The 20,319-nt window shown below is 67.6% G+C and carries 20 protein-coding genes and 2 pseudogenes; 9 read left to right on the top strand and 13 right to left on the bottom strand.

The features are described 5' to 3' along the window. Nucleotides 1–393 precede the first annotated feature (393 nt). The 3 genes from MKK55_RS21660 to MKK55_RS21670 form a co-directional block, all read right to left on the bottom strand. Nucleotides 394–1,992, bottom strand: a complete 1,599-nt coding sequence (locus tag MKK55_RS21660; RefSeq protein WP_238272947.1) for a porin — start codon at nt 1,990–1,992, stop codon at nt 394–396. 764 nt (nt 1,993–2,756) lie between these two features. Continuing rightward, nucleotides 2,757–4,193 (bottom strand): YncE family protein, encoded by a 1,437-nt coding sequence (locus MKK55_RS21665; protein ID WP_147840843.1) that lies wholly within the window; start codon nt 4,191–4,193, stop codon nt 2,757–2,759. Next, on the bottom strand, nt 4,190–4,645 hold the full coding sequence (locus MKK55_RS21670; RefSeq protein ID WP_147840842.1) for a DUF305 domain-containing protein: 456 nt from the start codon (nt 4,643–4,645) through the stop codon (nt 4,190–4,192). Before MKK55_RS21670 ends, MKK55_RS21665 begins: the two co-directional genes overlap by 4 nt. Nucleotides 4,646–4,826: 181 nt before the next feature. On the opposite strand from MKK55_RS21670, the gene MKK55_RS21675 reads away from it, so the two are divergent. The 5 genes from MKK55_RS21675 to MKK55_RS21695 are packed head-to-tail and all read left to right on the top strand — an operon-like array spanning nt 4,827 to nt 7,824. After that, on the top strand, nt 4,827–5,210 hold the full coding sequence (locus MKK55_RS21675) for a hypothetical protein (RefSeq protein ID WP_147840841.1): 384 nt from the start codon (nt 4,827–4,829) through the stop codon (nt 5,208–5,210). Between the two features lie 43 nt (nt 5,211–5,253). Then, nucleotides 5,254–5,763: an RNA polymerase sigma factor gene (locus tag MKK55_RS21680; RefSeq protein ID WP_243924979.1), complete on the top strand. Its 510-nt coding sequence runs from the start codon at nt 5,254–5,256 to the stop codon at nt 5,761–5,763. Continuing rightward, nucleotides 5,760–6,569 carry an anti-sigma factor family protein gene (locus tag MKK55_RS21685; protein WP_147840839.1) on the top strand — a complete coding sequence of 270 codons (810 nt, stop codon included), beginning with the start codon at nt 5,760–5,762 and terminating at the stop codon, nt 6,567–6,569. Before MKK55_RS21680 ends, MKK55_RS21685 begins: the two co-directional genes overlap by 4 nt. Continuing rightward, nucleotides 6,566–7,456: a LysR family transcriptional regulator gene (locus tag MKK55_RS21690; protein WP_147840838.1), complete on the top strand. Its 891-nt coding sequence runs from the start codon at nt 6,566–6,568 to the stop codon at nt 7,454–7,456. Before MKK55_RS21685 ends, MKK55_RS21690 begins: the two co-directional genes overlap by 4 nt. Continuing rightward, on the top strand, nt 7,453–7,824 hold the full coding sequence (locus tag MKK55_RS21695) for a YidH family protein (RefSeq protein ID WP_056203338.1): 372 nt from the start codon (nt 7,453–7,455) through the stop codon (nt 7,822–7,824). The genes MKK55_RS21690 and MKK55_RS21695 overlap by 4 nt, the downstream gene beginning before the upstream one ends. Before the next feature lie 3 nt (nt 7,825–7,827). Here the strand turns inward: MKK55_RS21695 and MKK55_RS21700 are convergent, their stop codons facing one another. The 6 genes from MKK55_RS21700 to MKK55_RS21725 form a co-directional block, all read right to left on the bottom strand. Beyond that, nucleotides 7,828–8,913, bottom strand: coding sequence for a sulfite oxidase (locus MKK55_RS21700; protein ID WP_147840837.1), 1,086 nt, complete (start codon nt 8,911–8,913; stop codon nt 7,828–7,830). Between the two features lie 79 nt (nt 8,914–8,992). Continuing rightward, entirely contained in the window at nt 8,993–9,976 is a 984-nt protein-coding gene (locus MKK55_RS21705; protein WP_147840836.1) for a beta-propeller fold lactonase family protein, read from the bottom strand. Between the two features lie 184 nt (nt 9,977–10,160). Further along, the gene (locus MKK55_RS21710; RefSeq protein WP_147762548.1) at nt 10,161–10,499 is read right to left on the bottom strand and encodes a c-type cytochrome; all 339 of its coding nucleotides are present in this window, start codon (nt 10,497–10,499) and stop codon (nt 10,161–10,163) included. 11 nt (nt 10,500–10,510) lie between these two features. Then, the gene (locus tag MKK55_RS21715) at nt 10,511–11,734 is read right to left on the bottom strand and encodes a molybdopterin-dependent oxidoreductase (RefSeq protein WP_243932553.1); all 1,224 of its coding nucleotides are present in this window, start codon (nt 11,732–11,734) and stop codon (nt 10,511–10,513) included. Between the two features lie 194 nt (nt 11,735–11,928). Beyond that, nucleotides 11,929–13,125, bottom strand: coding sequence for an adenylate/guanylate cyclase domain-containing protein (locus tag MKK55_RS21720; protein ID WP_243924978.1), 1,197 nt, complete (start codon nt 13,123–13,125; stop codon nt 11,929–11,931). A gap of 44 nt (nt 13,126–13,169) precedes the next feature. Next, nucleotides 13,170–14,267: a YeiH family protein gene (locus tag MKK55_RS21725; RefSeq protein ID WP_147840833.1), complete on the bottom strand. Its 1,098-nt coding sequence runs from the start codon at nt 14,265–14,267 to the stop codon at nt 13,170–13,172. Between the two features lie 206 nt (nt 14,268–14,473). Here MKK55_RS21725 and MKK55_RS21730 point away from each other — a divergent pair. Beyond that, a pseudogene (locus tag MKK55_RS21730) lies at nt 14,474–15,052 on the top strand (STAS domain-containing protein); the annotation flags it as partial. A gap of 416 nt (nt 15,053–15,468) precedes the next feature. On the opposite strand, the gene MKK55_RS21735 reads toward MKK55_RS21730, so the two are convergent. After that, on the bottom strand, nt 15,469–16,236 hold the full coding sequence (locus MKK55_RS21735; protein WP_147840832.1) for a hypothetical protein: 768 nt from the start codon (nt 16,234–16,236) through the stop codon (nt 15,469–15,471). Nucleotides 16,237–16,285: 49 nt separating this feature from the next. Continuing rightward, complete coding sequence (locus MKK55_RS21740; RefSeq protein WP_187275329.1) at nt 16,286–17,134, bottom strand: MurR/RpiR family transcriptional regulator; 849 nt, start codon at nt 17,132–17,134, stop codon at nt 16,286–16,288. Between the two features lie 148 nt (nt 17,135–17,282). On the opposite strand from MKK55_RS21740, the gene MKK55_RS21745 reads away from it, so the two are divergent. The 3 genes from MKK55_RS21745 to MKK55_RS21755 are packed head-to-tail and all read left to right on the top strand — an operon-like array spanning nt 17,283 to nt 19,068. Continuing rightward, nucleotides 17,283–18,047: a COG4280 domain-containing protein gene (locus MKK55_RS21745; RefSeq protein WP_147840830.1), complete on the top strand. Its 765-nt coding sequence runs from the start codon at nt 17,283–17,285 to the stop codon at nt 18,045–18,047. An 8-nt stretch (nt 18,048–18,055) separates the two neighbouring features. Beyond that, complete coding sequence (locus MKK55_RS21750; protein ID WP_147762555.1) at nt 18,056–18,268, top strand: hypothetical protein; 213 nt, start codon at nt 18,056–18,058, stop codon at nt 18,266–18,268. Further along, the gene (locus tag MKK55_RS21755; protein ID WP_147840829.1) at nt 18,265–19,068 is read left to right on the top strand and encodes a phosphatase PAP2 family protein; all 804 of its coding nucleotides are present in this window, start codon (nt 18,265–18,267) and stop codon (nt 19,066–19,068) included. Before MKK55_RS21750 ends, MKK55_RS21755 begins: the two co-directional genes overlap by 4 nt. Here the strand turns inward: MKK55_RS21755 and MKK55_RS21760 are convergent. Both MKK55_RS21760 and xoxF5 read right to left on the bottom strand, forming a co-directional pair. Beyond that, nucleotides 19,058–19,693: a 2,3-bisphosphoglycerate-dependent phosphoglycerate mutase gene (locus tag MKK55_RS21760; RefSeq protein WP_409565425.1), complete on the bottom strand. Its 636-nt coding sequence runs from the start codon at nt 19,691–19,693 to the stop codon at nt 19,058–19,060. The two genes, MKK55_RS21755 and MKK55_RS21760, sit on opposite strands and share 11 nt — an antisense overlap. 94 nt (nt 19,694–19,787) lie before the next feature. Further along, nucleotides 19,788–20,319 (bottom strand): annotated as a pseudogene (gene xoxF5, locus MKK55_RS21765) (lanthanide-dependent methanol dehydrogenase XoxF5); the annotation flags it as partial.

The following is a 20,319-nucleotide window of genomic DNA, read 5'->3' on the forward strand; positions in this document are numbered from 1 at the left end:
CTTTAGCGCCAAAGAAAAAGCCGACCGGTTTCCCGGTCGGCTGAGTCGAAGGGTCTGAAGCTTTTGTTCAGAGTCGATCGGCCCGGTACCTGGGCCTGTCGGCTCTGAAACTAAGCGTCTGTTCTGCCGGCTGTGCACTGGATCGCCGAAGAACTATGATACTTGTAGCAAAACTACAGTATCAGTCAATGAAAATAAGTTTTATCATTTGAATACCAATTTATCGATGTGCAAACAGCAAAGCCCGGCCAGTTGACCGGGCTTTGTCGATCCTGCGGAGGAAGAGCGAAACCAGGATGTCTTACGTTCTCCATGGATCAAGGAAAACGCCCTGGTCGATAGTCGTGCGGCTCTATTACGCGCCGAGACGGTATCCGCGTTGACGGAACAGGCTCAGAAATCGCGCTGAATACGGAAGCGGACCTGGGCCGCATCCTGCGAACTGATGTAGCGCAGGGAGCTCTTGGAGATGTCGGGGGTCACGCCGCTGTTAAGGGCGGTTCGTATGTATTCGCCCTCGACGCCGATATCCAGGTCCTTTACCGGGGTCCAGATTAGGCTAGCGCCCGTGACGATCTGGTTGTTTCCGCGCAGGACGGGGCTCGTGGCGAAGGCGAAAGCATTTGCCGCATTAGCTCCGCTTGGCGCGAAACCGAAACCGAGGGCGCCGAGTGCGTTGCGGCCCCGCGTGTTGTAGTCGATCTGCGCGTAGCTCCCGAAAACTGCGGAGCGCCAAGTTGGCGACCAGTAATGCAGCAACGAGGCGACGGTGGAGAACGAAGTCGAGAGTTCTAGCTTGCCCGTCGATGGGTTCAATACAGCATCGGAGTAGTATTGCAGGAACGATCCTCCACTCACAGGGGCGGCAGCGAGGGCATCGTACGGCGCCGTGTAGTTGGAGATGCCTGTGTAGCTCATGGCGCCCTGGCCATAGGCGCCTTGAAGGTAGAAGGTGTCGCCCGGAGCGATGAAGGGTAGATTGACCTTCACGGCGCCCTGCACCGCGAACCCGTAGTCGCTGGATGCGCGGCCTGTCGGAGCGATGCCGAGCCCTGCCGTGGCGGTCGCGACACCCGCGACCGTGCTGGCGGCGTCGCCGGCGTTGATCTCGTGCACGGCTGCCGACAGCTGCGCCGACCCCCAGGGCTGATCGATTCGAGCGACGCCGACGAAGTCAGGAAGGCGGCTCTTCTGCGTAACGTCCACGAAGGCGACGGTGCCCGGCCCCACGATGATCGGGGCGAGGAACGTGGACGGCGTAAAAGGGTTGAAGGCGTTGCTATAGCCTGCAAATCCGCCCGCCGCCGTGAAGGCCCCAGCGGCGGCGCCGGTGCCGAAGATCGGGAAGCGTCGAAAGGTCGGATCTTCCATCGAAGCCGTCAGGGTGATGCCGTTGCCGAGCACCGCCGAGTAGGCAAGCAGGTTGGTGCTGTAATTGTCCGAACCAGCGGTGCCGCCGATCAACTCGAAGTCGTGGGCGTAGAAGTCGAAGAAGGACGATGCGCGACCGGCAGTGAGGCCGGCGAACTGGATAAAAGCCTTGTCGGCATTTACGAAATCCTGCGTCCGGCCGAAGGCGTCCGCGCCGAGGCCTGGGAAGGCCTGCCCCTCGCGCTGGCGGGAGGCCGAGGTGACGAATGGGCCGCTGCGGGAGGCGACGTCGAGGCGCAGGAACGCGCGCAAGGTGCCGTAATCAGTTTGCGTGCGCGCATCGAGGTTCAATCGGAGGAGGCCGACATAGCCAGACACGTCGCCACCGCTTCCTGTGCGGACCTTGCTGGCCTGATACAGGTAGTCGTACCGTGCGCGCCCCGAGAGGCGGATACAGGTGTCGCTGCCAGGAATGTAGAAAAATCCCGCGCCGTAGGCGGTGCAGACGCGGACATATTCGACAGGGACTGCCTTTTTGACTGGAAGATCCGCGGCGCGTGCGCCCCCTCCGATGGCTAGCAGGGCCGAAGAATAGAGGAGAATCGTCTTGAGGTTTTGCATTGTGTCCCCACATCCGACGCCATTTGCGCCCAAGCGCCAGCATCGACCCGAATCGGTGCCCAATCGCAGTCCTCGTCAGTAGAAAGGACTATCGTTGCAGCTTTTTGGTGGCTTGGCCGCTTATCGATCGGCAGCTTGACTATATATTTGGTTGCATCTTTCGACAAATAAAAAGTGCTTTATTTAAATAAAGGTATTTCCATTTTTAAATCGGATTTTAATTTTCTAACTGATTTGATTTTATGAGTTTAAAGCGGACGCCATCTTCCCCGTCATCAGAACGCCGATAAAGACCCGTAGAAACCGAAAGAATAGACGATAATCGATGCGCATCTTGTGAGATGCTTCGGCCAGCGCTTCGACGGCCCTGCGGCCAAGACGGGAGTAGATCTCGTTCGCGGTCGCCAATAATGGAATGTTCTAGGTCAAGGATTGCTTTGCCATAGCCGTCCACAGCGGATCAGTTAGGTCAGAGGGTGCTTTCCAAGCTCTTTCTGCTCCCGGACTGATGGCGCCGCCGCTCAATAACGTCAGCCTTGTAAGGTTCGCGGCCTGAGCAGACGTCCGAATTTTCAAACTTGACTTACGAAAGCAGACGGGCGGCAAACCACCCAACCCGGTCGTAGAGCGGACCGGCGGATGCCGACCCAACTACGCCATAGAAGCGGGCTGACGCTGTTCTCGAAAGCAGACATCGAGGCTGGGCTCGCGTCACGGAGGCATTGTTTGAGATGTTCGCCTTCCGGACTGGCGACACCGCTCGATTAATCCGTGATCTGCACCTGCACGACGCCGCCGAGTTTGCCGGGCTTGCCCGCCGCGACCACGAGGTAACGGCGGCTCGGGCCGGCGTCCTTGCGGGTGACTTGCCGGATCGGGCCGATCGCGTTGACGATGGCCGCGCCGGCCGGGTTGGTGGTGAAGGCGGCGAGTGGCTCCAGGCCGGTCGCGCCCTTCGGATCTGCGGACAGCGCCAGCACGAACGGCATCTTCGGCGCCAGTCCCGTGATCGCGGCCTGCAGCGTCTGCAGCACGCCCTGGTCGAACAGGGTGACCTGCGTCGCCGGCTTGCCGTCGCTGCCCGCGAGCGTCAGCGCACTGGTCTGGCCTGCGGCCCCCAGCGGCTGCAGGTTTTGCATTCCGTCGCCCTCCGGTACGGCGTTCGGGACGTAGGCGACGCCCTGCGGACCCTGCCCGATCGGCACCTCGGCGATCACCGTGTTCGACGCGGTGTCGATCACCGCGGCCTTGTCGGCGTTCTCCAGACCGACATAGACGCGGCTGCCGTCGCCCGAGGGCCAGAGCCCGTGCGGCAGGGCGCCGGTCGGGATCGTTGCGAGCTGGGAGAAATCGTCGGTGCGGAACACCTTGACCTGGTTCAGGCCGCCAATCGTCACGTAGGCGAACTGGCCGGCCTTGGTCGAGACGATGTTGACGTGGTTGGTGATCGGCCCGGTCTCGATCGTCTTCAGCGGCGCGAATGGCGGACGCGCCGAAAACACCTGGGTCCGGCCGACATCCTTGAGGGTGAACCACACCTGCTTGCCGTCCGGCGTGGCGGCGATGTCGGGGCAGAACGGACTCTCCTGCTTCACGCGGCCGACGATGGCGTGGGTCTTGGTGTCGATGACGACGGTCTCGGGGCTGAAGCTGGAGCAGACGTAACCGTAGGTGCCGTCCGGCGAGAAGATCGTCATGCCCGGCCCGTTCGGTACGGTGATCCGGCGGGTCTCCATGGCGGTCGCGGCATCGAGCACGGCGATATAGTCCTCGCCGCGCACGCTCACCCAGACCTCTCGGCCGTCCGGCGTGAAGAAGGCTTCGTGCGGCGAGCGGCCGACATAGGCGGTGTGGCGGACCGCGTTGGTCGCCGTGTCGATGAAGCTCACGGAGTTCGAACCGATCGAGACCGCGAGCAGGGTCCTGTGGTCCGGCGAGAAGCCCATGCCGTGAACCAGAAGCTGCCCGCGATAGAGCGGGCTCAGGTTTGTCGGCGTCGGGTCGCCGAGCCGGATCACCCCGAGCAGGGTGTTGGCGGCGGGATCGACCACAGAGACCGTATTGGAGAACTGATCGGAGGTGTAGAACCGGTCTTTGCTGCTGATGGGCACGTCGGGCGCCGAGGCGGGGCCTGGAGCCTGCCCGGCGAAGGCCGAGCCGGAGAGCAGCACAAGGGCGAGAACGGTCAGGGCGGTCTTCATCGGCGGTGCTCCGAAGGCATCTCGGCGGCAGGTGCCGCGCCATGGTGGTGAACGGGAGGGGCGCCGGCGGCCCGACCCGGCATCGCGAGGCGATCGGCGAGCGCGCGGCGCATCACATCGATCTCCTGGCCCTGCTCGACGACGATCCCCTGCGCGAGGCGGCGCAGGACCGGATCCTCGCCGTGGAGCAGCTCCGCCTTCGCCATCGCGATCGCGCCTTCGTGGTGCGGGATCATCATCGCGGCGAAGTCGCGGTCGGGGTCGCCCGAGGGCGGGACCATCATGTCGGCATGCATCTGCGCCATCGACTGCGCCATCATCGCGTCGAAGGACGCAGACGGAGCTGCCGCTGGCTCGGTGGCGGCCAAGGTCGGGCGCATCATCATCCGGCCGCCGACGAGGCCGCTCGCCATCAGCGCCGCCGTCACGGCAAATCCCAGTGCTCCGCGCATGCGGCTTCCTTTTGATCCGGTGTCGATGGGAAGGATGCCTGGGGCGCGGCTTTATTCCGCGGATGTGGCTGAGAGCCCGTTCACGCCTTCGTGATCTGTCGTCGAGAAGACGCGTGGAATAGAGGCGCCTCTTCGGCATCCCTCCCGATGCGGTCATGCTCGACCGCGGGAGACCTCACCCATGCGCACTCTGCTGATCCGCGGCGCCTTCGCGGCTGTCGCCTTCTCCGCCTTGGCCGCCCAGGCCGCCGCGCCTGCCATGACGGCCGAGACCGCCAAGGGGCCGGCGCTCGTCGATGCCAAGAGCATGACCCTCTACACCTTCGACAAGGACATGGGCGGCAAGTCGATGTGCAACGGCCCCTGCGCCACCAACTGGCCGGCCCTGATGGCCGCCTCCGGCTCGGCCGCCAGCGGCGACTGGACGATGGTGACGCGGGACGACGGCACGATGCAGTGGGCCTACAAGGGCAAGCCGCTCTACACCTTTGCCAAGGACACCAAGCCCGGCGACATCACCGGCGACGGCTTCCTCAATGGCGCGTGGCACATCGCCAAGCCTTGATCGGTGAATGCCTTGATCGGCCCCCTCTGACCGGGAAGCATCGTTGGACGAGATCGCCGCCCTGATCGAACCGCAAATCCCGGCCCTGCGGCGCTACGCCGTCGCGCTGTTGCGAGACCGCGAGGCGGCGGACGACCTCGTCCAGGACACCCTGGAGCGGGCCTTGTCCGCTTGGTCCGGGCGCCGCCGCGACGGCGACCTCCGAGCGTGGCTGTTCACGATCGAGCGCAACCTGTTCCTCGGCGCCGTCCGGCGCCAGGGCCGGCGCGGCGTCGATTGCGGCGCGGAAGCGCTGGAGCAGGTGCCCGACCCAGGTATCGACCCGGAGGCCGCGATGGGGGCCCGCGACGTGCTCGCCGGCCTCGACGCCCTGCCCGAGGAACAGCGCTCGGTGCTGCTCCTCGTCTCGGTGGAGGATCTGTCCTATGCCGAGGCGGCCCAGGTGCTTGGCGTACCGCTCGGCACCGTGATGTCGCGGTTGAGCCGGGCGCGGACGCGGATGCGAAGTTTTCTGGAAACAGGCCGAACCGGCCTCTTGAGGAGGGTGAAATGAGCGGGGATCCACGCCCGGTCGGCGAGGACGACCTGCACGGCCTGATCGATGGCCGCCTCGAACCGGAGCGGCAGGCGCTGGTCGAGGCATGGCTCAAAGGAAACCCCGCGCGTGCGGCCGAGGTCTCGGCGGATCGCGCTCTGCGCGAGCGCCTGCGTGCCCGCCTCGCGCCGATCGCCGAGGAGGCGATCCCGGCGCGGCTCCGGGTGGCCAACATTCGCCCGCGACGTCGGTTCGTCGGCAGGGGCTGGTTCCCCATGGCGGCTGCAGCCGTGCTCTGCCTTGCGCTCGGCGGTGCCGGCGGCTGGGTCGGCCATGCCCTGCGCGGCGGACCCGCAACGGCGATGGTGACGGAGTCACCGGCGACGCAGGACGCGGTCGCGGCCTTTCGCACCTTCGTGGTCGAGGTGGTGCATCCGGTGGAGGTGCGCGCCGACGAGAAGCCCCACCTCGTGACGTGGCTCTCGAAGCGCCTCGGTCACGCGGTCGCGGCCCCCGATCTCGCGGCCCAAGGGTTTCGCCTGATGGGCGGGCGGCTGCTGCCGGCCGGCGCTGAATCCGCAGCGATGCTAATGTACGACGACGACCGCGGAACCCGCCTGACGCTTTACAGCCGCGTCGGAGACGGCGATGGGCGAACGCTCTTCCGCTTCGCCCGAGAGGGCGACATCGCTGCCTTCTCCTGGGTCGATGGTGGCATGTCCTACGTCGTCACCGGCCGTACCGACGAGGCCCGGCTGCTCACCGTCGCGCAGGCGGTCGATGCGCACGTCCGCGGCCTCGCGCCGGATCGTCGGCAGCCGTGACCCTCGACCAGCTTCGCATCTTCGTGGCGGTGGCCGAGCGGCAGCACGTGACGCGAGCCGCCGAGGCGCTGAACATCGTCCAGTCGGCGGTCAGCACGGCGATCGCCAACATCGAGGGGCGGCACGCGACGAAGCTGTTTCACCGGGTCGGCCGCGGGATCGAACTCACCGAGGCGGGGCGCGTATTCCTCATCGAGGCTCGCGCGGTGCTCGCCCGGGCGGAAGCCGCCGAACTGGTGCTCGCCGACCTCAGCTGCCTGCGACGCGGGACGCTGGCGCTCTACGCCAGCCAGACCATCGCCAGCGACTGGCTGCCGCGCCACCTCGTCGCCTTCCGCCGCACCTACCCTGAGATCGCCATCCGGCTGGCGGTCGGCAACACCACCGATGCCGCCGACGCGGTGCGCGCCGGGCAGGCCGAACTCGGCTTCGTCGAGGGAGCGTTGGACGACCCGACGCTTGCGAGCACCACCATCGCGCGGGACCAACTCGTCCTCGTGGTTGCCCCAACACATCCCTTCGCGGGGGCGACCGCGCTCGCACCCGAGGACCTCGCCGGGGCCGATTGGGTGCTGCGCGAGGCGGGATCCGGAACCCGCTCGGCCTTCGAGGCAGCGCTCATGGAGGCTGGCCTCTCCACGGCCCAACTCCGGGTCACGCTCGAACTGCCCTCGAACGAGGCGGTGCGCGCCGCCGTCGAGGCCGGGGGCGGGGCCGCCGTCCTGTCCGAGACCGTGGTCGCCGCCGCGCTACGGGCCGGAACGCTGGTGCGGGCGGCGTTCGCCCTGCCGAGCCGGCCCTTCCGGGTGCTGCGCCACAAGGAGCGCTATCGCAGTCGGGCAGCCGACGCGCTGCTCGACCTGATCCAGGAGGCGGCTGCCGGATGAGGGAACCTGCGAAGCCCGTTCCCCCCGACGACCCGCGGGTCAGGCTCGCCGAGGACCGCACGGTGCTGGCAGCCGAGCGCACCTTCGTGGCGTGGCTTCGCACCGGGCTCGCCTTCCTCGGCGTCGGCCTGGCCGCGCAGCGCTTCCTGCGAGAGGTGCTGGCGGTCTGGCCACTGAAGGTGCTGTCGCTCACGCTGATCGCCTGCGCGCTTGCTTCGTTCGCCGGCGCCGCATGGCGGGACCGGGCGATCCGAGCGCGACTCGCCCATGCCGAGATCCCGATGATGCCGCGCATCCTCACCGTCGGGGTTGCGGCCCTACTCATCGCGATCTCGGGCCTCGCGGCCACTGCCCTGCTCTGGGCGTGACGGTCAGGCCACCGTGACCCGCACCCGGTGCCAGGCGGCGCTGAGGTAGCCCTTGTAGTTCCAGGTGTCGTCCGGCGCCGCAGGCTGGGTCTGGCCGGCGGAGTCCCAGGCCCGCACCGCGAGTTCGTGCTCGCCGGTCGTCAGCTCGCAGTCGATCTCCCAGAACGTCCAGGCGTAGGGCGCGTCCGCATCGCGGTCGATCCGGGCCTGCGCCCAGCTGCGACCGCCATCCGTCGAGACGTCGACGCGGGCGACCGCTCGGTCGCTGGCGATGGCGTAGCCGCGGATCGCGTGCCGGCCGGCCTTCAACGCTGCGCCGCGGGCGGGCTCGCAGATCGCGCTGTTGAGCGGCATCGCCTCGATGGTGATGCCGTGGGCGGGGTCCGCGGTCTCGGCGGTCACGTCGGGCGGAAACAGCTTGTAGTCGTCGGCCTGCATCGGGTTGTCGGAGGGGTGATCCTGCACCGTGATGCGGGCGAGCCACTTCGGGCTGCGGATACCGGCAAAGCCCGGCACCACCACGCGCAACGGATGGCCGTGCTCGGGGGCGAGAGGCTCGCTGTTCATCGCGAAGGCGAGCAGCGTCTCGGGGGCGAGCGCCTTGGCGAGCGGGATCGAGGCGCCGAAGCGCGTGTCCGTATGGGCGATCCGGTCGTGGCTCTCGAAGGCGACGTGACGTGCGCCCCCCGCGTCGAGGCCGGCCGCGCGCAGCACGTCGGCGAGGCGCACGCCGGTCCATTCCGCGTTGCCGATGGCGCCGGCCGCCCACGGGTCGCCGGCGACCGGGGCCACCGCCAGCATGTCGGCCCGGCGGTTGCCGGCGCATTGCATTACTGCCGTGACGGTGATGGGTGCGAACCGCGCCTTGAGGTCGGCGACGGACAGGTCGAGCGGCGTCGCGACCATCCCGTCGACGGTCAGGCGGTAGCTGTCGGCGTCGATGTCCGGGATGTCGCCGTGGCTGCGGACGTAGAAGTCGGCCTGCTCGGTAATGAAGGTCGCGCGCAGGCGATCGAGCGGCGGCTCGGCGTTGTAGGGCGCCTTGCCGTGGACGATGAGGCGGTCCTTGCGCTGGAACAGGCCGAGCATGGGGTCTTTGTCCTGCGTTCGTGACGTGTCGACGACGAGAACGCGCCGGGAACCGATAAGGCCCCCGGCGCGCGTCGCCTCAGGGCTTCATCGTCGAGATGACCGCGTTCTTCGCCCGGTCCACCACGGCGACGCTGAGGTCGCGGTTGAGGACGTAGGCGCGGGCGTTGTCGGTCGAGAACGCGATCGCCTGGCGCGGCTCGTTCAGGCCGGTCACCGTTGCGACGACCTTGAGAGTGCCGGTGTCGATCACCGACAAGGAGTTGTCCTTGAGATTGCCCGAATAGACGAAGCGCCCGTCCGGGGTCAGCGCGGCGCCGTAGGGGTCCTTGCCCACTGCCACCTCGGAGGTGACCTTACGGGCGGCGACATCGACCACGCCGATGGTATTGCGGCCGCTGTTGGCGGCAAACAGCGTCTTACCGTCCTTGGTGATCGAGATGGCGCGCAGCTTGTCGAACCCGGCGATCTCGCCGGTGATCTTGTTGGTAGCGGTATCGACCAACGTGATCTTGTCGCCGAGGAAGTTCGTCACGAACACGGTCTTGCCGTCCGGCGACAGCTTCACGCCCTGGCGCGGCTGCGCGAAGCCGGGGATCACGGCCTCGGCGAGCATGGTCCTGGTGTCGAACACGGTCAGCGTGCTCGCGGCCTCGTTGTTGACGTAGAGCTTGCCTCCGTCGGCCGAGAGCACCGTACCGAACGAGCCGGGGCCCGCGGCGAGAACGCCGGCCTCCTTGCCGGTGGCGGTCTCGTAGACCGTGATCCGGCCGGTGCCGCTGTCGGAGACGTAGAAGCGGGCGCCGTCCGGCGCGAACACGATGTTGCGCGGCGTGACGAAGCCGTCGAGGCGGCGCAGCACCGTGCCCTTGGCGACGTCGTAGACGACGACGGCGCTCTCCTCGCTGTTCGAAACAGCGGCGACGGTCCCGGCGGCGTTCAGCGCCAGGGCGTTGTTCTTGATCGCGCCGTCGAAGCCGGCGGCGAACCCGGGCTGGGCCTGGGCTAGGAGCAAGGCGGCTCCGGTGAGGAGGGTGCGGAGGCTGGTGCGGATATGGGTCATGAAGCGGGTCTCTCGGGCATGCGCGCTCGTTCGGCGGCCGGGGCCTGCCGTGAGGGCTGGTTCGAAATCGGAAATCCGTGGTGCAAGGCCGGGCCGGCCGTGCATCGCCCTGAGGAGACGCCAGAAGGCGCGGTTTATTCCCCGAGGCCGGCGAAATAGCGCGGCGGCCTCGGGATTCGGGGGTTCAGGGCGTCGGCTTCAACGCCGTGAGGTAGTCGACGATGGTCTGCACGTCGGCCTGATCGACGGGCGCCTTGTAGACGTGGACCATCTTGTTCACGGTCTCGGTCCACTGCGCCTTCGTGAGCTTGGGCTGGGTCAGCACCATCCCGGCCGAGTGGCAGGCGAGGCAGTTGTTATTGACCGCCTCGGCCCCCGGTCCGTCGGGGAACATTCGGTCGGAAGTCGGGAATTCGATCGATTGCGAGGTGAAGCGCATCGGCTCGGGAGCCGGGGCGGCGAGCGCCACCAGGGGAGACAGTATGAGCGCGGCGATGAGGGCCGCAGGGCGGATTGGGTTCATGGCTGTTCTCCTCAAGCGGCCTGGAAGGACACGGCCTCGATGCCGTTCTGCATGAAGCCGGCGCCGTTCCAGACCCGGTCCATGGGCTGCGCGACGCCGTTGGTGTTGGTGCAGCGGACCCTGATCGTGTGGGTGCCGGAGGCCAGCGCCGGTAGGCTGCCCTCGAAGCGGCGGAAGCTGTAGGGGCCCTCGTCCGCGCCGAGCTGCGCCGGGAACCACGTCGCTCCGCCATCTCCGGAGAAGTCGACCGTCTTCACCCCGCAATCGCCGCCGAAGGCGATGCCGCGAAGGGCCACCGGCGTTCCGGCCGCCACCTTGGCGCCATCGGTCAGGTTGGTGACGAAGGAGCGCGGCACCATCCTGTTGATCGGGACCGTCTTGAAGCCGGTCTGGCCGGGCTTAATGTTGGCGCCCGGCACGTCCGGGATGCGGTAGGCGGTCTTCATCCAATATTGGTCGTCGGGCTTGTCCAGCACCTCGATGTCGGACAGCATCTTGACCCAATAGGTCGAGTACCAGCCCGGCACCACGAGGCGGAGCGGGAAACCGTTGAGCAGCGGAAGTTGCTCGCCGTTCATCGCGTAGGCGATCATCACCTCACCATTGTTGGCGTGGTCGAGATCGAGGGACTTCTTGAAGTCCGGCGCGTCGTCGACCACGGGCTCGTCGAGGCCGCTGAAGCGCACCTGCAAGGCACCAGACTTCACGCCAGCGCGTTCGAGCACGTCCTTGAGGCGCACCCCGGTCCAGCGGGCGTTGCCCATCGAGCCGTTGGCCCATTGCGCGCCGGGCACACGCGGCTCGAACAGCCCGCGTGAATTGCCCGAGCACTGGTTCACCGCGGCGATCTCGAAGCGGGGCAGGCCGGCGATGGCGTCGAGGGAGAGCGAGAGTTCCTTCTCGACATGACCGTGGACCTTGAGCCGGAAGGTGCCGGCATCGACCTCGGTCGGGATCGAGGCCCAGTGCCAACGGACGTAGAAGCGGTCGTTGGGTGTGAACACGCCCTCGTCGAATACCGAGAACGGCGTCTCCAGCAGCGGCGGATGAGTGCGCTGCAGGATCATCTCGCCCTTGTCCGGAAAGGCCGTGGTCAACGCCCGCTCATCCGGGCCGCCCGGCAGCGGAAGCTTCACCGAGCCCGCCGCCCAGGCCGGCATGGCGGCGCCGAGGCTGCCGAGCCCTAGGCCACCCAGGACGAGGCGGCGGTTCGTCGGTCTGTCCAGTCCGTGCATGGTCTCTCCCCTAAGAATGTCGGCGTCGATGCGTTCGAGGGCATCGGACCCGTCGCGATTCCTCGCGACCATGGAGATGCTACGGGATACGATTTATTCCTTCCAACGGTCTTTCGCGATGTGAATGATCTCCAAACGCGATGATTTGAGAAGTTTCGATCTACGATGGGACGATCAAGGACGCCGTCTCGGCGTCACGCCGCCGGCGCGCCGACGGGCGCGGTCCTGCGATGCCCGAACAGGGCGTGACGCTCTGAAAAACCGCGAAGGGCGACGGTGCCGAGAGGTTCGAGGGCATGTGCCAACCCGTCGATGAAGGTGTCGGTGGCGATCAGCGGCGTGTCGTAGGTCTTGCACAGGCGCTCGACGCGAGCGAGCACGTTGAGATCGCGGCCGATCGCCGTGAAATCGACCCGGTCGCCGCCGCCGATATTGCCGTAGGCGATCTCCCCGACATGAAGTGCGACGCCGACCTCGAAGGCAGCTGTGTCACCGTCGCGCAGGGTCGCAAGCGCAGCGAGTGCGGCCTCGGCGGCATGCAACGCGGCACGGCGCGCCGCGGCCTCGTTGCGATCGGCATCGAACACGGCCAGTAGCCCGTCGCCGATATACTTCAGCACCTCGCCGCCTTCCGCCTCGATGGCCGGCACGATGGCATCGAACATCCGGTTGAGGGCGGCCACGACACAGTCTGGGCTCTGCCGGTCGGACAGTTCACCGAACCCGCGCAAGTCAGTCAGCATCATCGCGGCCCGCATCAGGCGCACGTCGCCACGCCGCACCGTGCCGGCCAGAATCTGCCGCGCCGGGTCGCGCCCGACATAGGCGCTCAGCACCGCGCCGAGCATGTCGTCGAGCGCCTTGATCTCGAACAGCAGCGAGAAAGACCCGACCAGCGCCAGCAACGTGTCGATCTCGATCGGCGTGAAGCCGCCCGGTCTCGCCGTGGCCCAGGAGGCGGCGCCCATGCGTCCACGCGCGGCGCGCAGCGGCACGATGAGGTAGTCGGTCAGACCCTCGTCGCGAAGCTCGCCCAGCACGGGAAACGGCAGCGGCCCATCCCCGTCGAGACGGCATCGGAATGGGGTACGGGTCTCGACCACGTGCTCGACGGTGTTGCCGTGAAAAGTCGGCGTACCCTCGATGCCGTGGCGGCGACGCAGGGCTAGGCTCGACGCTCCGGGATGCCAGACGCGCATCACCCACCGGAACGACGGATGCAGGGTCGGCGCGTGGGTGGTGGCGCGGGCCAGTGGCAGGCCGAGCCCCGAGAGGCACGCGCTGAACCCGTCGAGAAGGGCTGCCGCGTCCGCCGCTTCGCGACCCGGCCCCATCAACCATCCCGTCGCCTGCGCGACCGCCTCGGACGAAGATTGGGACGAACGTGTCACGGCAGTTCTTTCATCAAGAATTCGGATCGATGCCATAGCGCGGATCAGACGAGGCCGAGCACGTGGATCAGGCCGAGGCTGACGGCGCCTAGCGCAAGGAGCGAGGCGACCACCGCGAGGGTCACCCGCGCCCCGGCCTTGGCGACGCTGCGCACGTCGACCCCGAGGCCGAGCGCCGCCATCGAGACCACGGTCAGCACGTTGGCGGTCTCCGACATCGGCGCGAGCGCAACCTGCGGGACCAGCCCGGCCGAGCGAAGGCCCGCGAGCGCCAGGAAGGCGAGGATGAACCACGGCACCAGGCGGTGGATCGCGAGGCCGCCGCGGGCCGGGCGGTCGCCGGCGGTGACGCCGGGGGCAGCCTCGTCGGTCTCCTCGCGCAGCCGGCTCGCGCCGAGGGAGAGCACCAGGACGACCGGGCCTAGCATCAGCACCCGGACGAGCTTCACCAGGGTTCCGACCTGGACGCTGAGCGCCGCGACCGGCGCGGTGGCGGCGAGGACCTGCGGAACAGCGTAGACGGTGAGGCCGGCGAGCACGCCGTACTGCATCGGCGACAGACCGAGCAGCGGCACCAGCAGCGGCAGGCCGAGCACCACCAGCACGCCCAGCACCGCGGTGAAGGCGATGGAGGCGGCGACGTCCTCGCCGTCGGCGCCGATCACCGGGGCCGTGGCCGCGATCGCCGAGTTGCCGCAGATCGAGTTCCCGCAGGCCACGAGGATCGCCATGCGCGGATGCAGCCCGAGCGCTCGGCCGATGCCGTAACTCGACAGGATCGCCACGACGACGACGCCCGCGATGCCGAAGAGCAGGCCCGGTCCGGCGGCGAGGATCGTCGCGAGGCTGAGCGACGCGCCGAGCAGTACGACCGCGATCTCCAGCACGGTCTTGGCCCCGAAGGCGATGCCGGGAAAGAAACGCTGCGACGGGGTCCAAATGGTGCGGATCGCGCTGCCGAGCAGGATCGCGAGCACCAGGGCTTCGAGCCAGGCACGACCGAACAGGTGCGCCTCGGCGGCTTCGAAGCCGATCGCTGCGGCGGTGACCGCCACGCAGAGGCCCAGTCCCGGAAGGATGGCTCTCGTGCCGGCCAAGGCACGCGTCGGACGAGAGTGGGAGAAAAGTCTGGGCGCGGACATGGATGGCTCCGATGTGATGCCGGAGGATCCCAGGTCCCGTTCATTCACTCCAACGGAATGATTAGATGCTTTTCATCACTGAAATAGATGAAATGCGGACCCCTTCAGAGTTTGCGGAGACGCATTGTGAGGGGCCGACAGGCGGATTCACCCGTCGATCCAGCGGGCCGTGATCGTCGTGTCCGCAGCAAGCTCATAGATCCTGACTGCTGTTCCTGATCGTCGTGCTTGGTCCCTACGTGGCCCGGATCCCGATGGCCGCCCTCGTTGCGGTGATGATCATGGTGGCCATCAACACCTTCCAGTGGAAGTCGCACGGGACCCTGGTGACCCACCCGAAGGCGTCGAGCTTCGTGATGCTCGGCACCGTGGCGGTGGTGGTCGCCACCCACGACCTCGCCAAGGGCGTCCTTTTCGGCGTGGTCCTCAGCGGTCTGTTCTTCGCCCACAAGGTTACGAGGTTCTTCGCCGTCCGGTCGTCCCACGGTAAGGGCGACGTGCGGACCTACCAGGTCACCGGGCAGATCTTCTTCGCGACGGCCGAAGCCTTCCACGCCGCCTTCGGTTTTCGCGAGGAGGCCCTGCGGGCGGTCGTGACTGACCTGCAGGCGGCGCACTTCTGGGACATCTCGGCCATCAACGCCCTCGACCGGGTCGTGCTGAAGTTCCGTCATCACGGCATCGCGGTCGACGTCGTCGGCATGAACGAGGCGACGGCCACGATGGTCGAGCGCGTCGGCACCCACGACAAGCCGGGGGCGACCTTCGCCGTGGGCGGCCACTGACCGTGGCGTCATCCTTCGCAAGGGCGGACGGATGCGGGCTGCCGTCTTCATCCGCCGGTGCGACAGGTCCCTCGGGTGCGCGGTCTGAAAGTCGGGTCGGCAGGTTTGCGGCGTTTGTCGGGAGGTGCGACCTCGATGACCCTCGACCTCTCTCGGCCAAAGGCCTTTCGGCACCATCGCCGACGCCCGCAACGCTTTGCCCTGGCCGGGGACCGCGGCCGCGCCCCGCATCGCGCTCCGTTGGACGAGTGTCAGGTGGGACGGGACGATCCGCGCGACCGTATCCCCGACGCTTTCGCGATCAGGGGGAAGGCCCACATGGGAGCGACGCCGGTCCTCGATCTGCCTCAAGGGTGGAGGCACAGAAATCGACGACCCGCGAAATTCCCGCCTCGGCCTTCCTCGGAACGTCGAGGCTAAGCCGACGCCGGATGGTGGCCGGCCCTCTGGGGAACGACCAGAACGCATACGACCATCAACGCCGCGAGCACCACCGAGATGGTCAGGTCGCTGATCCCCAGGCCACCCTGGGCAGAGGGCTTGTCGAGCGAGTTCGCGACCGTCGCACCGAGCGGACGCGTCAGGATGAAGGCGGCCCAGAACAGCGCCGTGCGGGAGGTTTTCGTGAAGAAGTAGAGACCGGCCGTGACGGCCAGGGCGCCGGCGATCAGCAGGGCGCTTCCGTTGTAGCCGAGTGGGGTGTCGTCGGCCATCCAGTCGCCCAACGCGGTGCCGAGCGTCTGCGAGAACATGATGGTCAGCCAGTAGAAACATTCCACCTTCGGGGTCGCGACGGTCTCGACCGCGACCGTCCCCTCCGACCTGTACCAGAGGCCGAGCGAGCCCAGCACGAGCGCGAGGAGGGATAGCGACCCGCCAAGGTAGCCGATGCCCAGCGACCGGTCGAAGAGATCGGCCATCGTCGTTCCCGCCAAGGTCGTCGCAGTGATGACGGCCCAGTACAGGGACGGGTGAAACCGCTTGGCGTTGATCTGGGCCGCCACGGCGACAGCCAGGAGGGTCGCGAAGATCAGGGTGCCGACGAGGTAGCCCAGACCCAACGTCAGGGTGACGGCGTTGCCGCCGACCTCGCCCAGGGTCGTGGCAACGATCTTGATCCCCCAGAAGGCCAGCGTGATCTCCGGGACCTTGCTCACTTCGATACCGGTTCGGTCGTCGGCCATGGATGGGTCCTCCGTCAGGTCGATGGGTCGGCGGCGTCACGGCTGCCGCTCAGGACCCGATCAGCTTCCTCAGCCGGTCGAGGTTGGCGAGTTGCCGAAGGGCGGTGTCGCGGTCGGCCGCGGCCAGGCCGAGGATGACGGCCTCCAGGGCGACGAGCGTGGTGGCGTGAAGGGCGACCTGGTTCGCGCGGCCGCGACGGGCCAACAGCACGACCGTGGCCTTGCGGGCGATGGTGCTGGTCTCCGTGTCGGTCACGAGGACCACGGGCAGGCCCAGACGGTGCGCCTCGCCCATCACGGCCTGCACCTCGCGGTAGGGCTTGCCGTAGGCCAGGAGTACGACCGCGTCGTCGGCATGCAGGCCCAGCAACTGGTCGGCCAGCGACCATCCCGTCGCATCGAGAAGCAGGCTCTGCCGTCCCGAGCGCGTAAGTTGGAAGGCCACGTACCGGGCAAGATGCGCGGAGGGGCCGATCCCGAAGACGCCGATCCGGGTCGCTGGATGCAGGGCGGTGACCGCCGCGAGGATACCCGCGCGTCCGTCCTCGGTCCGGAGCGCTTCCATCCCCTCCCGGTGCGCTTCCAGCACGGCATCGATGGCATCGCCGGTGGTGGCGCCGACTTCCGCCAGCGTTCGACGCATGTCGGTCGCCGGCGTCCGTCGGCCGTCGAGTCCGGCGGCGAGCGCCTGCTTGAGATCGGGCAGGCCATCGAACCCCAGCGCCTGGACGGCGCGGATCACGGTCGCGTCCGATGTCGCGAGATGCGTGGCGATCTGCTGGGCCGAACTTGCGAGAACCGTCGCCCGGTTCTGATCCAGGTAACCCGCAACCCGGGCAACGGCGGGGGACAGGGATGGCATCAGCCGCCGGACCGTGTCGCCGAACTCGTCCGCCATCGGCTTCGACTCCGCCAGTCGGTGGTGCCCCGTTTGGAACCATGATGTAGCATTTTCTACAATGATGTTGACATCGGTAGCAAGAGCGACATTTCCTCCCGACGGAAACCGCGTCCGGCCAAGCGGTCGAGTGGCAGGGAGGATCGGAATGGCCATCGACTGGGTGCATGCATGGCCCACGGCACTTGCGGCGTTTCTCGCCTCCATCGTCGAGTTCGTCGAGGCCCTCACCATCGTGCTCGCCGTCGGCGCGACCCGGGGTTGGCGGAACGCCCTCGCGGGCGCCGCGGGCGCCCTCGCCGTCCTCCTTGCCATCGTGCTGCTCTTCGGCCCACTGCTGACCCGCATCCCCCTGCGGGACGTACAACTCGTCGTCGGCGGCCTGCTGCTGCTGTTCGGCATGCGTTGGCTGAGCAAGGCCATCCTCCGCTCCGCCGGGGTCATCGCCCTGCACGACGAGGACGAGGCTTACGGCAAGCAGGCGGCCGCGCTGGGCACCGGAGGCGGCGGCCGCCTTCGATGGGATGCGGTGGCCGTGACCACCGCCTTCAAGATCACCATGCTCGAAGGCCTGGAAGTCGTCTTCATCGTCGTCGCCGTCGGTGCGGGCGGGGCGGGACTCCTGGTCCCCGCCAGCCTCGGGGCGCTCGGCGCCCTGATCGTCGTGGTGGCGCTCGGCGTCGCGCTTCACCGCCCCCTGTCGATGGTGCCGGAGAACACGCTCAAGTTCACGGTCGGCGTCCTCCTGTCGGCCTTCGGCGCGTTCTGGGTCGGCGAGGGCATCGGCCTCGACTGGCCCGGCGGCGACTGGGCGGTCGCGGCGCTGACCGCGGGCTTCCTCGGCCTCTCGGTTCTGGCCGTGCCGACGTGCCGTCGACGTGCCGCCGCCCTTCGTCCCCTTCCCAACCTCTAGGCATCCGCATGCACTGGCTCGGAACCGTCCTTCGCGAACTCCTGGGATTGGTCGTGGACGATGTCGGCTTCGCCGCCTCCATCGTCGCCTGGGTCGGGGCGGCTTGGCTGGTGCGCGCCTACGGACAGGCCGGCACGACATCGGCCGCGATCTTCCTGTTCGGAGGGCTAGGCCTGATCCTGGTGGAAAGCGTCCTCAGGCGTTCCGGGGCGCCGCGATGACCCGGCCCTCGCTGCCGGTCGCGACCGATGAGATCAAGGCCGCCGAGATCACCCCATCGCTCCTAGCACGCATGGGGCAGCGCGACTTCGGGCTGGCGGCGGGCGCCTTCCTCGTCGTGGCACTGCTCCTCGGCTTCGGGCTTCTCGCCGACGAGGTGATCGAGGGCGGAACAGCACGGTTCGACCTGGCGGTGCTCACCGCGCTTCGAACGGGCAAGGATCTCGCCATCCCCATAGGACCGGCCTGGGTGCAGGAGACGGGACGGGACGTCACCGCGCTGGGAAGCTTCGTCTTCCTCGGCTTCCTTTCGGCCGCGACCGTTGGTTACCTCATGCTGGTCCGCAAGCGCGGCCTCGCGATGGTGATGGTGGCCGCGGTCCTCGGCGGCGCAATCGCAAGCACCTTGCTCAAGTACGGCATCGACCGGCCCAGGCCGGACTTCCCGAACGCGGTGCGGGTCTTCACGCCGGGCTTCCCGAGCGGTCACGCAACGCTTGCAACCGTCACCTTCCTGACACTCGGCGTCCTCCTGACCCGAGGGAGCGCCGACCGCCGTATGAAGTCGTACTTCATGGGCCTGAGCGTGTTCCTGACGGTGGCGGTTGGGCTGAGCCGGATCTACCTCGGCGTGCACTACCCGAGCGATGTCCTCGCCGGATGGTGCGTGGGCGCGGCCTGGGCGGTGTCCTGCTGGATCCTCGCCCTCTGGCTTCAATCCCGCGGCGAGATCGAGCGGGAAGTAGCCGAGGCCGCACCGGCTCGATCCGGAACGGGCACGGAGCCGGAGCTCAGTCGATGATGCGGCGGGATGCGATGGTGGTATCCGGACCGAACTCGTAGACCCGGATCGATCCGGTCGCGATCTCGACGGATTCGATTTCCCTTGGGCCCAGTCCTTCGAGCACCATCACCAAGGCCCGCAACGAGTTGCCGTGGGCGACGACCAGCGTTGGACCGCGCATCGCCGCCGGCTGGATATGCCTTAGGTGGAAGGGCACGACCCGGGCGACGGTGTCCCGGAGGCTCTCGCCGTTCGGCGGCTGACCCTTGTAGGAGCGCCGCCAGCCCTCGATCCGCTCCGCCCCGAAACGTTCGTAGGCGCCCTGCTTGCCAAGGCCGCTGAGGTCGCCGTAGTCGCGCTCGTCCAGGGCGGCATCCCGGAGGGGCACCAGATCGGCCTGCCCCAGGGCATCGAGCGCCAGCCGGGAGGTCGCGATGGCCCGCGCGAGGGTCGACGTGAAGGCTGAGGCGAAGCGAAATCCTTCGTCCTTGAGCCGCAGCCCGGCCGAGCAGGCTTCCTGTCGGCCCCGCTCGGTGAGGGGTGAGTCGAGCAGTCCCGTGAAAAGGCCGTCGGCGTTGGCTTGGCTCTGGCCATGGCGGACGAGGACGAGACATCGCCCCGGCGGGGGTACTGGGGAGGCGATCACGCGGGCTCCGGGCGAAGGGTGGTGCGGACAGGGAAATGCCGGCGCGGAGGACCCGCGCCGGCACCCTAGGCTCCTTGGTGTTCGCGACCGATCAGTTCGGCAGGGCGAACACGGTGAGCTGGCCACCGAGGTTGGTGTAGCTCGACAGGGCGGCGTAGCCGCCCACCGCGCCGAGGCCGGCGTTCGGGTCGGTCAGGCCGGCCGCGAGGCCGATGCCGGCCCAGCCACCGACACCCGACAGGATGCCGACGTACTGCTTGCCCTTGTGGGTGTAGGTCATCACGTTGCCGATGATGCCCGACGGGGTCTTGAACTTGTACAGTTCCTTACCCGTCTTGGAGTCGACGGCCTTCAGGTAGCCTTCCAGCGTGCCGTAGAAGACAACGTCGCCGGCGGTGGCGAGGGCGCCCGACCAGACCGAGAACTGCTCGGGATCGGACCACGCGATCTTACCCTTCACGCCGTCCCAGGCGATGAAGTTGCCCATGCCGCCATGGCTGTTCGGCGCGGGGTACATCGACAGGGTCGCACCGACGTAGGGCTGGCCCGGGGTGTAGGTCACCCGGAACGGCTCGTAGTCCATGCAGACGTGGTTGGTGGGCACGTAGAACAGGTTGGTCTTC

This window comes from Methylobacterium sp. J-059 (assembly GCF_022829485.1).
Classification (GTDB): domain Bacteria; phylum Pseudomonadota; class Alphaproteobacteria; order Rhizobiales; family Beijerinckiaceae; genus Methylobacterium.

Excerpts from the sequence above, each read along its gene's own strand:
- MKK55_RS21660 (WP_238272947.1), bottom strand. The coding sequence starts at position 1,992 with ATGCAAAACCTCAAGACGATTCTCCTCTATTCTTCGGCCCTGCTAGCC.
- MKK55_RS21665 (WP_147840843.1), bottom strand. The coding sequence starts at position 4,193 with ATGAAGACCGCCCTGACCGTTCTCGCCCTTGTGCTGCTCTCCGGCTCG.
- MKK55_RS21670 (WP_147840842.1), bottom strand. The coding sequence starts at position 4,645 with ATGCGCGGAGCACTGGGATTTGCCGTGACGGCGGCGCTGATGGCGAGC.
- MKK55_RS21675 (WP_147840841.1), top strand. The coding sequence starts at position 4,827 with ATGCGCACTCTGCTGATCCGCGGCGCCTTCGCGGCTGTCGCCTTCTCC.
- MKK55_RS21685 (WP_147840839.1), top strand. The coding sequence starts at position 5,760 with ATGAGCGGGGATCCACGCCCGGTCGGCGAGGACGACCTGCACGGCCTG.
- MKK55_RS21695 (WP_056203338.1), top strand. The coding sequence starts at position 7,453 with ATGAGGGAACCTGCGAAGCCCGTTCCCCCCGACGACCCGCGGGTCAGG.
- MKK55_RS21700 (WP_147840837.1), bottom strand. The coding sequence starts at position 8,913 with ATGCTCGGCCTGTTCCAGCGCAAGGACCGCCTCATCGTCCACGGCAAG.
- MKK55_RS21705 (WP_147840836.1), bottom strand. The coding sequence starts at position 9,976 with ATGACCCATATCCGCACCAGCCTCCGCACCCTCCTCACCGGAGCCGCC.
- MKK55_RS21710 (WP_147762548.1), bottom strand. The coding sequence starts at position 10,499 with ATGAACCCAATCCGCCCTGCGGCCCTCATCGCCGCGCTCATACTGTCT.
- MKK55_RS21715 (WP_243932553.1), bottom strand. The coding sequence starts at position 11,734 with ATGCACGGACTGGACAGACCGACGAACCGCCGCCTCGTCCTGGGTGGC.
- MKK55_RS21725 (WP_147840833.1), bottom strand. The coding sequence starts at position 14,267 with ATGTCCGCGCCCAGACTTTTCTCCCACTCTCGTCCGACGCGTGCCTTG.
- MKK55_RS21735 (WP_147840832.1), bottom strand. The coding sequence starts at position 16,236 with ATGGCCGACGACCGAACCGGTATCGAAGTGAGCAAGGTCCCGGAGATC.
- MKK55_RS21740 (WP_187275329.1), bottom strand. The coding sequence starts at position 17,134 with ATGGCGGACGAGTTCGGCGACACGGTCCGGCGGCTGATGCCATCCCTG.
- MKK55_RS21745 (WP_147840830.1), top strand. The coding sequence starts at position 17,283 with ATGGCCATCGACTGGGTGCATGCATGGCCCACGGCACTTGCGGCGTTT.
- MKK55_RS21750 (WP_147762555.1), top strand. The coding sequence starts at position 18,056 with ATGCACTGGCTCGGAACCGTCCTTCGCGAACTCCTGGGATTGGTCGTG.
- MKK55_RS21755 (WP_147840829.1), top strand. The coding sequence starts at position 18,265 with ATGACCCGGCCCTCGCTGCCGGTCGCGACCGATGAGATCAAGGCCGCC.